Genomic DNA, 12,783 nt, shown 5'->3' with positions numbered 1-12,783 from the left:
TTCATTCCATTTGAGTGTTCTGCTGACCTAATTCAAGATGTGAAGGTAAATACACGCTTAAACGCTATAAGGGTTAACGTTTCCGTAACAATTTCTAAAACGTTTATAAGACCAAATATACTGCTCCGGCATTTTTGTAATCATGAGCTCCATTTCCTGATTTAAGCATTCCACACTTTTTTGCAGATCTTTTGATAAAATCTCAGTGGATAGGGGAACACATTGAACAGCAAAACTGGAGGTATCAGGATTTCTTATACAGCTTAAACCAATTACATTGCACTGAGTTTTATATGCCAATTTAGAAACAATGGTGGCGGATAAGGTATTTTGCTGAAAAAAATGAGCATAAATTCCTCCCGAAGGTTTAGGTAAATGATCGGGAAGAATGACGGTAAGGCCACCTTGCTTTAAGTGTTTGAAGATAGCACGTACACCAGTTTCATCGGCTGGCACCAATACTGCATTGGTCTTTTGACGCGATTCTAAAATATAGCGGTTAATGCCTTTTATCTTATTCGGCTTATACATAATCATTGGCTGAGTATGAGTGCAGAGCCAGGCATTCAAGAGTTCCCAGTTACCAAAATGAGGAACCACCACAATCACACCTTTTTTATTTGCTAGCGCCTCAGTTAAGACATCTTCACCATTGATATTTTTCAGTAAGTTTAAGCTATAACTGGGCGACATACCCCAGCATTTAATGCATTCTACATAGCTTAAGCATTGGCTTCGAATACTGTCATGGAGCAGTTTTGATCTTTGTGCCGCTGTCAATTCTGGATAAGCAAGCTTTAAATTAATACAAGTTATGCGTTTAAAGGATGAATTTCTTATACACAGTAACCATGCTACAAAGCAGGCCAGATTTTGCAAAATGGGTAAAGGTAGCAAGGCTAAAACTTTTAGAATGAAATACATGATTTGTTAGAATAGACTCTTAAGATATGAGGCTGGATTAGAATTTTGGCAAGAGTCTAAAAATCTAAGATAGAACTGATCAAAAAAGAAGAGAGTCTTAACAACAAAATATAAGTAATTAAATCAATTTAATATTGTACACATGGATTCAATTGTTAAACAGGATAGCATATAGCGTTTAAGAAACTATTATCAAAAATCATCAAAATTTTAATCATTGTTTATTCTATTTTTGAAGCAATAAAAAACCCTGCATAAAGCAGGGTTTTTTATTGCTCGCTAAAGAAGAATTAAGCTTCTGCTTTAGTTTCAGCTTTAGGTTTTTCGCGTAAACGAATACCCAAATCACGTAATTGATTGCCTTCAACTGGTGCAGGTGCTTGAGTTAATGGACATTCAGCAGTCTTGGTTTTCGGGAATGCAATCACGTCACGGATTGAAGATGAACCAGTCATCAACATTACAAGACGGTCAAGACCGAATGCCAAACCACCGTGTGGAGGCGCACCAAATTTCAAGGCATTTAACAAGAAGCTGAATTTCTCTTCTGCTTCTTCTTCACCAATGCCTAAAGCTTCAAAGATGGCTTTTTGCATTTCAAGGTTGAAGATACGAAGTGAACCACCACCAATTTCAGTACCGTTCAATACCATATCGTAAGCAACAGAAAGCGCAGCACCTGGATTGTTCTTCACTTCTTCAACGCTTGATTTAGGCAGCGTGAATGGGTGGTGAACAGAAGTCCATTTACCATCATCAGTTTCTTCGAACATAGGGAAGTCAACAACCCAAAGTGGAGCCCACTCGCAAGTCGCCAATTTCATGTCGTGACCGACTTTGATACGTAAAGCACCCATTGCATCATTTACAACTTTGGCTTTGTCCGCACCAAAGAATACGATATCGCCATTTTCAGCACCAACGCGTTTCAACAAATCAAGCACGATTGGCTCGATGAACTTCACGATTGGAGATTGAAGACCTTCGATACCTTTTTCAAGTTCGTTGACTTTGATATAAGCCAAACCTTTCGCGCCATAAATACCCACGAATTTCGTGTATTCATCAATTTGGCTACGTGGCAATGAACCTGCACCCGGTACGCGAAGCGCAACGATACGGCCTTTAGGATCTTTAGCAGGACCTGCGAATACTTTGAACTCAACGTCTTGCATCATGTCTGCAACGTCAACCAGTTTCAAAGGAATACGCATATCCGGTTTGTCAGATGCATAGTCACGCATTGCATCGGCATAAGTCATACGCGGGAATTTGTCGAATTCAACGTTCAGAAGTTCTTTGAACATCTTGATCGTTAATGTTTCCATCAAATCCATAATGTCATCGTCACTCATGAACGATGTTTCAACGTCGATCTGGGTGAATTCAGGCTGACGATCCGCACGTAAGTCTTCATCACGGAAACATTTTGCGATTTGGTAATAACGATCGATACCGCCCACCATCAACAACTGTTTGAACAGCTGTGGAGATTGTGGAAGCGCATAGAAGCTACCGTTAGAAACACGGCTTGGCACTAAATAGTCACGCGCGCCTTCTGGGGTTGCACGAGTCAAAATCGGTGTTTCAACGTCCAAGAAACCATTGTCTTCGAAGTAGTTACGAATAAGGTTAGTCAATTTAGAACGGAAACGTAAACGATCTAGCATCTCTGGACGACGGATGTCCAGGAAACGATATTTCAAACGAATTTCTTCAGAAATATTGGTGTTTTCGTCGTTCAATGGGAAGGGAGGTGTTTCAGAAGCAGCAAGAACTTCGATGTCTTTGGCTAGAACTTCGATTTGACCGCTCACCATGTTGGCATTTTCTGTGCCTTCATAACGACGACGTACACGACCTGTAATTTTTAATACGAATTCAGAACGTGCTTTGTCAGCAGTTGAGAAAGCTTCTGGAGTATCTGGGTCAATAACGACTTGAACAAGACCGTCACGGTCGCGCATGTCAAGGAAGATAACACCACCGTGGTCACGGCGACGGTGTACCCAACCGCATAATGTTACGGTTTGGTCAATTTGGGCTTCGGTTAAAGTACCGCAGTAATGAGTTCGCATCATAGCGTAAAAAATCCAACTATATGGGTTAAGGCAAGCGTATACGTAAACAGCGTACCGCCTTTGAATGTTGAATTATGCCTCTTTGGGCATAATTCAACAAGAACTACCAACCCTACCAGGTAAAAAACTCTCTTTTATTTGTATTCTGGTAGAGCAACATTAGATACCTTATTGAAGCTGAGCAGGGTTGTAATTAAGATGAAATATAGTAGACATGCGAACTTGGCAATAAATAGATAGTCTGTTAAGCCACATATCAAAGTATATATAATCAAGGTAATACCAGCTGTACGAACAGTAGAAGAATATTCATCTTTCTTAATGGTAAAATAATATAGAGGTATTAAGAAAATTAATAGTAATCCTGAAAAACCTAATATCCCATGTGCTGCCAATTCATGAATAAATAAATTATGTGCATGAGGGTGTTCAATATGATTTTTATTATATAAAGCAGTTTTCAGATTTGTATATCCAATCCCTAAGATGGGCTCATTTTTAAATTGAGCAATTGATTCAGTCCACATAGAAATTCTTAGGCCAGTACTAGTATGATAATTTGACTGACTCATCAGATTTGTATCTTGTTGAAAATTGTTGATCCGTTCAGAAATATTTGGGTTGACAATAGATCTCTTGCGAAAGTAAAAAATTGTTTATACTAGTCCCATGAAATATGAAAATTTAACTAGATTTAATGATGGGGAATTTAAACGACTTGTTGGCGTTCCTCGTCCATTATTCTTAAAAATGGTATCAGTGTTACAACACGCTGAACTTGCCAAGAAAAAACCTGGAAGACCTCATTCGTTGTGTTTAGAGGATCAATTGTTGTTAACTTTAAATTACTTACGCTGCTATAGAACTCAAATTGAGTTATCCGCCGACTATAACCTAGCTGAAAGTAATGTGAATCGTACGATTCAGAAAGTTGAAAATGCTCTGATTCAATCACGGATTTTCGCATTGCCTAAAAGGAATCAAAAGTTTAGTGAGGAGGATTATGTAATCGTTGATGTCACTGAGTCACAGATTGAGCGTCCCAAAAAAACAAAGAAAATTCTATAGCGGTAAAAAGAGGAAACATACGCTAAAAACACAGGTCATTTTTAACCCCAAATTAAAGCAAATTGTAAGTATACAGATTGAAGATGGCAGAAAACACGATCTGACGATTGCGCGTAAGTATTTGAAGGAGATGGTCATTTATCCTTGTATCATGGCAGATTTAGCCTATAAAGGATTTCATCAGATTAAGAGTAAGTTACTCATTCCAATCAAGAAACCTAAGAATTTATCATTACCCCAAATAGCAAAACAGATCAACCAAGAAATCAGTCGGCGTAGGATCACAATTGAACATATCAACGGCAAACTTAAACATTTTCGGATATTAACAGAACGCTATAGAAATAGACGGAAACGCTTTGGTCTAAGAATGAATTTAATTGCTGGAATGGTGAATTGGATGCTCTTAAATTAACTTTCGCAAGAGATCTAATAACTATAAGAAATGATATCTGTGTCAAAAAACTTAAAGGAGAAATTCTGATGGAAGAAAAATTCATTCAAAGTAATACATAAAAAAGGAAAGGTGATAAATAAATATTTCTTTATATCAATATCTATTTTTTTATAGAAAATTAATGTAAGAATAGATAAATAAAAAATAGTTTCAGGAAAAAAACTATTACTTCCCCCATGTTTAACTAAATTAAATAAGAATAAGCTATAAATAAAGATTAAAGTAAATAATAAGAATTTTGAAAAATTAAATCCGGAAAGGGAAAAGTGTTTCATAGAAGTAAAAACGTGGAGTTTGGCTTAGATAATTATTATATCGTTAATTGAATAAAAATGTTGATAGATTTTAGTGAAATGTTATATTATAACATTATTCAGAAATCGCAGCTTTGAGCCAGTTCCATGTCTTTTCATAAGAATTTAATTACACTCTCTATTTTTGCAGTCATTGCACCCGCTGTCTTTGCAGAAGAGCAGCGCACAAACCAACAATTAGAAACCATCAAATTACAGGCACATCCCTTAGTGCAGTCTGCTGCAGATTTTGCAGTTGCCGATCAGGTCATTGATCATAAAAAGCTTGCACAAGGTGGAGTGACGATTGGTGACGCTTTGGCGGGTGAACTGGGAGTATCTTCAAATCAGTATGGTTCTAGTTCAAGCCGTCCAGTAATTCGTGGGCAAGATGGGCCACGCGTTAAAATTTTACAACAGGCTTCTGAAACGGCCGATGTCTCAACACTTTCACCAGACCATGCGGTAACGGTTGATCCTATTTTAGCCAAGCAAGTTGAGATTATTCGCGGACCATCTACTTTACTCTATAGCGCAGGCACAGTCGGTGGATTGGTGAATGTTACCGATAATAAGATTCCCACCCAAATGCCTGAAAAAGGTTATGAAGGGCAAGTGGGTTTACGCTACAACTCTGGCAGTGATGAGAAATTAGCCAGTGCGGGGGCAACGGTTGCTTTAACTGATCATGTTGCATTAAGGGTTGAAGGTTCAAAACGTGATGCTAATAGCTATATTGCACCTGATTATTTTCATGATGGTGAAAAAGAGCGTCGTGTAGACAACACCTTTGCCGAAGGTGAAACGGTGAATGTCGGTTTATCCTGGATTCATGACCGTGGTTTTAGCGGTATTTCATATAGTAACCGTCAAGATCAATATGGTTTACCCGGACATAGCCATGAATATGAAGATTGTCATCCGCATGACAATGAACTTTTTTGTGGCGACCATACAGGTCATGTGCTAGACCATGATGGACATGATCATGATGAAGAACATGATCACGCTGCTGGACCTTGGGTCGATCTGAAGACAGAACGTTATGATTTCCGTACCGAACTCAACGATCCTTTTTCAGGTTTTCAAAAGCTTCGTGCCCATGCCAGTTATACCGACTATAAGCATGATGAAATTGAAGAAAATTCAGTCATGACCAATTTTAAAAGTCAGGGTTATGATGCACGCTTAGAACTGGTGCACAATCCTATTGCGAATTGGGAAGGAGTGATCGGCGGTCAATATAATCAGCAAAAGCTGAATATTACTGGCGAAGAGTCTTTATTGGATCCGACCAAAACTCAAAAGTGGAGTCTGTTTGCTTTAGAGCATAAACAGTTTAATGATGTTCACGTTGAACTGGGTGCACGTTTAGATCAGCAAAAAATTCAGATTGATTCAGATAAAAAAGATTTTGATGATTATGGCTTCTCTTATTCAGGTGCCGTGAACTGGGAATTTGCACCGAGCTATAAATTGTCTTTGGTCGGCTCTCATCAAGAACGCCTGCCTTTGGCGCAAGAACTGTATGCCAATGGCAAGCATTTTGCGACCAATACTTTCGAACGTGGCAATGAAAATTTAAGCGCAGAAAAATCCAATAATCTGGAGCTTGGTTTGCATTATGAGCAAGACAAGTTTGATTACCATGTGCATGTTTATCACAACTGGTTTGATAACTACATTTATGCGGCGACTACAGATAAATTTGAAAATTTCCGCCTGGTGGATTACACCCAAGATAAAGCCAAGTTTTATGGAACAGAAGCACAAGCATCTTATGCTTTAACCGATGCCTATAAATTGAGTGTATTTGGTGATTATGTCCGTGGCAAAATTGACAGTGAAAATGCACCACGTGTTCCAGCAGGTCGTCTCGGTACCAAAGTGGATGCAAATTTTGATGATCACTGGTCTGGTTTAGCCGAGTATTACCATGTGTTCAATCAGGACAAGATCACAAGTTATGACCAGGAAACCGATGGCTACAATATGCTGAATCTCGGTGTTTCTTATGCAGGTCAATATGCTAAAAATAACGATTATCGCGTGTATTTCAAAGCCAATAACTTGCTCGATCAGCAAGTCTATTCACATGCTTCATTCTTGTCGAATATTCCGCAAGTTGGACGTAACTTTAGCGTCGGTTTAGAATTTGGTTTCTAGGCAAAAGTTAGCGTAGATAAAATCATTCAAACAGGATTCACAGAAATCCTCTTGAAAAATAAAGCAATAAAACCTAGTCTGATGCCATTGGACTAGGTTTTTTGTTATGCGTATTTTTCAACGAATTCATCAGAAATTGAATTGGTCACGCCGTCGTTATGTCAGCGTGATGATCGGTTTGTTGGCTTTGGGATATCTCTCATCTGCAATTTATCACACCTATAAACCCTTGCCAGAGGGCTTGGATTTTACGGGTAAGTTGCGCCATGCCGAGGTGAAATTTTTAGCAGATCAAACCTATATTGATGCAAGTGGTAAACAACAACAAAATCAGGTCATTTTTAATGAAATGTTAAAAATGATTGATGAAGCGCAAACCACCATTGTGCTGGATATGTTTTTATTCAATAAAGAGGTCGGTGAATCAACGCTTGCGCATCGCACACTGGCGCAACAGTTAACTGATGTCTTAATTTCAAAACGTGGTATACAGCCAAATATTGAAATTAAAGTGATTACTGACCCGATTAATTCTGTTTATGGTGGTGTTGCACCAGAACATTATCGTCAGTTACGTGCAGCCGGTATTGATGTGATTGAAACGGATTTAAGACCGTTACGTGCATCCAATCCATTGTGGTCGGGCTTTTGGTATATCTGTTGTCAGGATGCGGGCAATAATCCTGAAAAAGGCTGGCTCGCCAATCCATTTGGTCCTGAAAAAATCACCTTGCGGAGTTATTTCAATTTATTCAATTTTAGAGCCAATCATCGCAAAACCGTGGTTGTAGATACAGCACAGGGCTGGAAAGCCTTGGTCACTTCTGCAAATCCGCATGATGGCAGTTCACGTCATTCCAACGTGGCTTTGGTGGTTTCAGGCAATACTGCAATTGATGTGTTAAAGACTGAGCAGGCGGTAGGGAGAATGTCCAAAGGTGACATTCCGATGGTGATTGTCGGTGAGTTTGAAGGCGAAAAATCATTGCCGCAAGTTCAAGTACTGACTGAAAAAGCGATTTTTGATGAAACGATCAAACTGATTGAAACAGCCAAGTCACAAGAGCGGATTGATCTGGCGATGTTCTATCTGTCTGAACGTCATATTGTGAAAGCTTTAATAGCAGCTCATGAACGTGGGGTAAAAATTCGTGTCTTACTCGATCCTAATAAAGATGCTTTTGGTCGCCAAAAAAATGGTATTCCCAACCGCCAAGTGGCCTCTGAATTGAATGATGCGGGTGTACCTGTGCGCTGGTGTAATACCCAAGGGGAGCAGTGTCATAGCAAGATGATTGTGAAACGTAATCCACAAAATTCAGAATTGATTTTAGGTTCTGCGAATTTCACCGCCCGTAATATTAAAAATTATAATTTGGAAACCAATTTACGTGTCGTGGGTGCATCTCAAGCGCAAGTCTTTAGTGATGCCAATCAATATTTTGATACCGCCTGGTCCAATCTGGATGGCAAAAATATGAGTGTCGATTACAGTCAATATGCAGATGAGTCGAAACTCAAATATGGCATTTACCGCTTTATGGAGTGGAGTGGGTTGTCTACCTTCTAATGCTCCTCCCTTTTTTAAAGGGAGGTTGGGAGGGATTCATCTCTCCCTATCGGAGCAGTGCTTCTCATCTCTTTGCGAGTTATGGATAAATAAAAAGAGCGCATAAGCGCTCTTTTTATATCAATATTCTATAAAGGATTCGGTGGAATTAATGCATCCAAATCAGCATCTTTCATTTTATCGAGTTCTTTTAAATCAGTTTTAATTTTCCACTGACTTTCGTCTTCAACCGGTTGTGGTAAACGCGCTTCTAACCAGTCACACACCACATCTGGTGGAAAGTCAGGATGATTACATTGAATCACCCACGCCAAAAATTCTTTTGCTTCACCATTCATATAAGGTGGTGGCGAAACAGGTAAGAACTGGGTTGGAAGACGTTCATTCTTTGAAATGTAATTCAGCACATGACCCAATTCCTGAACGGTTTGCCATGCAAGCGGGTGATCGATATTGATCTGAAATTTAAACCACCATGCATGTTGACCATCTGAACCATACGCATCAATCAATGCTTCTTGTACGCTCGGCACTTTGCAAAAGAATTGATGTAGGCGGTCAAAACTTAAATCAGCCACTCTATTTGATCCAGTAACAAAAAAGAATATCTTAGCATAAACATATTCAGCGCCTAGATGCACGAAAGCATGAAGTCACAGCAAAATTTAATTTACAAAACGTTGCATTTGCTGTTTTTTTATCCATTTTTTATCCTAAACTAGGGATTAAAATCAGTTTATAAACTATATGATGTGATCAACATCGTTCGGAGGCTCTGATGAAAGTAGCAATCGTTTATGCTCTTGCTGGCATGGTGCTCTTGGGGGCTTCTGCGACTACGCAAGCGGAAAATAAGTGGTCCAATTATCGCGGTGTGGATACCAGCAAGTATCAGCATCGGTCTAATTATCCCCAAAATAGCTATCCAAAAAATAACTATCCACAGCAGTATCCTGGCTATTCACAACCACAACGTTATCCACAGCAGAGTTATCCACGAAATAGCTATCCATATAATCACTATCCGCAAAATCACCCCAATAACCCACATTATCCATCACGTCCACCCCATGGTGGATATCCACCGATACAAAATGGCATTAGCATTCAATATAGTGCGCCAACGACCATCACTCATAATTCTCAAAGCTATAGCTGGGTAAATGGCGATCCGAATACGGCACGGATTGAAAGTTCAAACCATACCTTAATTACGGATTGGCAACGTTTAGGTTTACCTGCACCGCCGAAAGGGATGTACTGGATTTATGACCATGGGCGCTATGTGTTGGTGCCGAATCGATAAGAATCCCCCTGAATCCCCCTTTTTAAAGGGGGACTTTTTATAAGGAGCTTCTAAGCCAACTCATCATCTTGCGGACGTGGAGTTTTACCTTCGGGTAATGACTTTTCACTATGTTTGTCACGAATGACAGATGGATAAGTCCAAGACGCATAACGCACCACCAAGATTGCAAAAGCCAGAATCAGAATCGAACCGGTAATAATCACCAAGTCCATATCGGCTTTATGGTCGTGCTGGATATCCGAAATGAGGAGGCGAGTGAGTGCTGTAATCGCGATATAAATCAGAAAGCGTACTGGCATGTGATTGGTCTTGAAATAAATACCGACCATGGCGCCCAGTTCAAGATAGATAAATAACAGCAGAATATCGTCAATGGTGGCGAATTGCTTCACTGTAAGTATGTGAAATACGGTATGACCTGCAGACCAGATCACCATACAGCCAATAATAAATAGCGCAATATAATGAAAACTTTCTACAGCGATATTTCCAAAACGGTCGAGGAGGGTTTCAATTTTTTCAACTTTGGCATCAGGTTTTGGCATGTTTTTCCTCCTTTATATTAGATGAGTATTTGTATGAAACTGGTATTAAACAGCATGCAATTTTCATGCACATTAAAAGGCAATAAAATGAATGTTATAAATAATTCAATGGGCTGTATTTTTTTTATACGGAATTGATATATTGTATGAAGGGTTATTTCATTGATCAGGGAAAAGAAAATGTTAGAAACAATTCAAACAAAAATTAATAGTTTACAAAATGGTAAAAAACTCATTTTAGGTTCGGGTGTTAAGGGAGATGAAATGCAGAAGCTGATTGCCTTATGTGAAAATTTGCAATCCGAGGGCGTGATTAAAATTGTGAAAATTCATCAAGACGCACAAAGCAGCAAAAAAATCTCAGATTCCATTATGGTTGAAAAAATCTAATTCATTTTAGATATAAAAAAACGCCTGATAATGCAGGCGTTTTTTTATATCTGATTTAAATTAAGATTGATTAGTAAAGTAATCTTCACTGAAGTTCATAATTACTTCTGGACCTGCTTTTACTTTGGTAATGCGGAGTGCAAGTTCAGGCAAAATGCGTTGTACGAAGTATTGAGCAAGTGCTACCTTGTTTTGATAGAATTCGCCATCTTTTGCTTTCGCTGCATTGGCAATTTTTGCGAACATATACGAGAAGCTTAAAAGACCTACGACATGTAGGTAATCTACAGCAGCAGAGTTCGAGAATTCAACATTCTCACGGGCAGCTTCAATCACGTATTGCGTCACTGATTCAACTTCAGTTGCTGCATCTAAGGTGGCATCTTTAATGAAGTTCAGGTCAGCATCTAGGCTGTTAGCGAAGTCACGAATCTCCTGGATATATTCAGCAATGAATTCACCCTTACATTTAATGGTTTTACGACCAATTAAATCTTGAGACTGAACGCCGTTGGTACCTTCGTAAATTTGTGCAATACGTAAGTCACGTACGCATTGTTCCATACCCCATTCACGAATAAAACCATGCCCGCCAAACACCATTTGCGCATCAATCACTGCATCAAAAGCAGTATCGGTTAAATACGCTTTTGCAATTGGTGTAAGCAGGGCAACACGGTTATTGGCAGCTTCCACTGCTTCAGGATCGGTAGAGAACTTGGTGATATCCAGTTGTTGACCCACATAAACTGCAAAAGCACGCGATGCTTCATTGTTTGCACGGGCATTGAGCAACATGCGACGTACATCACCATGTACCAGAATGCTGTCTGCTGCTTTGGCTGGAGATTGAATACCAGAAGCGCTACGACCTTGAATACGGTCAGTCGCATATTGCGCTGCATTTTGGTAGGCAAATTCAGAGGCACCTAGGCCTTGAATACCCATCGACAGGCGTTCGTAGTTCATCATCACGAACATTGCTGCTAAGCCTTCGTTTTCTTTACCCACAAGGTAACCTTTGGCACCGTCAAAGTTCATTACACAAGTTGCAGAGGCTTTAATCCCCATTTTGTGTTCAATTGAACCCGGACCTGCCGCATTGCGTTCACCAAGTGAACCATCTTCATTGACCATGAATTTAGGCACGATGAACAATGAAATCCCGCGTGAACCTGCAGGTGCATCAGGAGTTTTCGCAAGGACTAGGTGAATGATGTTTTCTGCTAAGTCATGGTCACCGCCAGTAATAAAGATTTTAGTACCAGTGATGTTATAAGTGCCATCTTCGTTACGTTCAGCTTTGGTTTTAATAATGCCTAAATCTGTACCTGCATGGGGTTCAGTCAAGCACATGGTGCCTGACCATTCGCCAGAGTAAATTTTAGGTAAATAGGTTTCTTTTTGCTCTTGAGATGCGTAACTGTTTAACGCCATACCAGCACCCACAGAAAGAAGCGGGTAGAGCAGGAACGATGGATTAGTTGCGAATAGCATTTCATCTGCAAGTACAGTCAGCATTTTTGGCATGCCTTGACCGCCCCATTCTTCGTCTGCACCCAGACCAATCCAACCACCCTCAGCGTATTGTTTGAATGCTTCTTTAAAGCCTGCAGGCGTGGTCACCTTGCCATTTTCAATTTTAGCGCCTTCTTCATCACCGGTACGGTTAATCGGTAAAGTGACGTTTTGTGCAAATTTCGCCATTTCTTCAAGAATGGCTTCAGCCGTTGCAGCATCTACATGGGCAAGATTTTCATTGGCTTGCCAGAATTGCTCTGCATTAAAAACATCATTCAGGATGAATTTCATATCTGCAAGCGGTGCATTATAAATTGGCATAAGGTGTTACCTGTTTATTGTTTGAGTCAGTTCGGTTTTAGTTGAGTCTAAGCGATGAAGAATAGTGTTGTTAGACGACTAAAGATTAATTTTTGCATCTTTTATAAAGAAAAAGGACTGTCAAATCAATGACCGTCC

At 39.6% G+C, this 12,783-nt stretch carries 11 protein-coding genes; 5 read left to right on the top strand and 6 right to left on the bottom strand.

From position 1 onward, the window contains the following. Positions 1-57 precede the first annotated feature (57 nt). The 3 genes from HLH16_RS10460 to HLH16_RS10450 all read right to left on the bottom strand — a co-directional run bounded on the left by HLH16_RS10460 (position 58) and on the right by HLH16_RS10450 (position 3,607). Positions 58-924 carry a lysophospholipid acyltransferase family protein gene (locus HLH16_RS10460; protein ID WP_171529275.1) on the bottom strand — a complete coding sequence of 289 codons (867 nt, stop codon included), beginning with the start codon at positions 922-924 and terminating at the stop codon, positions 58-60. A 290-nt stretch (positions 925-1,214) separates the two neighbouring features. Further along, positions 1,215-3,005: an aspartate--tRNA ligase gene (gene aspS / locus HLH16_RS10455; protein WP_171529274.1), complete on the bottom strand. Its 1,791-nt coding sequence runs from the start codon at positions 3,003-3,005 to the stop codon at positions 1,215-1,217. A gap of 134 nt (positions 3,006-3,139) precedes the next feature. After that, positions 3,140-3,607 carry an O-antigen ligase family protein gene (locus tag HLH16_RS10450; RefSeq protein WP_350643901.1) on the bottom strand — a complete coding sequence of 156 codons (468 nt, stop codon included), beginning with the start codon at positions 3,605-3,607 and terminating at the stop codon, positions 3,140-3,142. 67 nt (positions 3,608-3,674) lie between these two features. On the opposite strand from HLH16_RS10450, the gene HLH16_RS10445 reads away from it, so the two are divergent. The 3 genes from HLH16_RS10445 (at position 3,675) to HLH16_RS10435 (ending at position 8,559) form a co-directional block, all read left to right on the top strand. Continuing rightward, positions 3,675-4,488 (top strand): IS5 family transposase gene (locus tag HLH16_RS10445; RefSeq protein ID WP_141667072.1). Its coding sequence is split into 2 segments (ribosomal slippage): positions 3,675-4,061 and positions 4,063-4,488, totalling 813 coding nucleotides; the frame shifts between segments, so codons are not numbered across the junction. Positions 4,489-4,931: 443 nt separating this feature from the next. Beyond that, positions 4,932-6,989, top strand: coding sequence for a zinc piracy TonB-dependent receptor ZnuD (gene znuD, locus HLH16_RS10440; protein WP_171529272.1), 2,058 nt, complete (start codon positions 4,932-4,934; stop codon positions 6,987-6,989). A 106-nt stretch (positions 6,990-7,095) separates the two neighbouring features. Then, positions 7,096-8,559 (top strand): phospholipase D family protein, encoded by a 1,464-nt coding sequence (locus HLH16_RS10435; RefSeq protein WP_171529271.1) that lies wholly within the window; start codon positions 7,096-7,098, stop codon positions 8,557-8,559. Positions 8,560-8,687: 128 nt separating this feature from the next. Here HLH16_RS10435 and HLH16_RS10430 read toward each other — a convergent pair whose 3' ends face one another. Further along, on the bottom strand, positions 8,688-9,137 hold the full coding sequence (locus tag HLH16_RS10430; protein WP_171529270.1) for a hypothetical protein: 450 nt from the start codon (positions 9,135-9,137) through the stop codon (positions 8,688-8,690). A 200-nt stretch (positions 9,138-9,337) separates the two neighbouring features. On the opposite strand from HLH16_RS10430, the gene HLH16_RS10425 reads away from it, so the two are divergent. Next, on the top strand, positions 9,338-9,865 hold the full coding sequence (locus HLH16_RS10425; RefSeq protein ID WP_171529269.1) for an RcnB family protein: 528 nt from the start codon (positions 9,338-9,340) through the stop codon (positions 9,863-9,865). Positions 9,866-9,915: 50 nt separating this feature from the next. On the opposite strand, the gene HLH16_RS10420 is transcribed toward HLH16_RS10425, so the two are convergent. Then, positions 9,916-10,413: a phosphate-starvation-inducible protein PsiE gene (locus HLH16_RS10420; RefSeq protein WP_067722900.1), complete on the bottom strand. Its 498-nt coding sequence runs from the start codon at positions 10,411-10,413 to the stop codon at positions 9,916-9,918. A gap of 180 nt (positions 10,414-10,593) precedes the next feature. On the opposite strand from HLH16_RS10420, the gene HLH16_RS10415 reads away from it, so the two are divergent. Further along, the gene (locus tag HLH16_RS10415; protein ID WP_171529268.1) at positions 10,594-10,803 is read left to right on the top strand and encodes a hypothetical protein; all 210 of its coding nucleotides are present in this window, start codon (positions 10,594-10,596) and stop codon (positions 10,801-10,803) included. 60 nt (positions 10,804-10,863) lie between these two features. Here HLH16_RS10415 and HLH16_RS10410 read toward each other — a convergent pair whose 3' ends face one another. Next, positions 10,864-12,645 carry an acyl-CoA dehydrogenase C-terminal domain-containing protein gene (locus HLH16_RS10410; protein WP_171529267.1) on the bottom strand — a complete coding sequence of 594 codons (1,782 nt, stop codon included), beginning with the start codon at positions 12,643-12,645 and terminating at the stop codon, positions 10,864-10,866. Positions 12,646-12,783 lie beyond the last annotated feature (138 nt).

Origin of the sequence: Acinetobacter sp. ANC 5378 (genome assembly GCF_013004315.1) — a bacterium.
Taxonomy (GTDB): domain Bacteria; phylum Pseudomonadota; class Gammaproteobacteria; order Pseudomonadales; family Moraxellaceae; genus Acinetobacter.
This window is presented reverse-complemented; position numbering and strand designations above follow the sequence as displayed.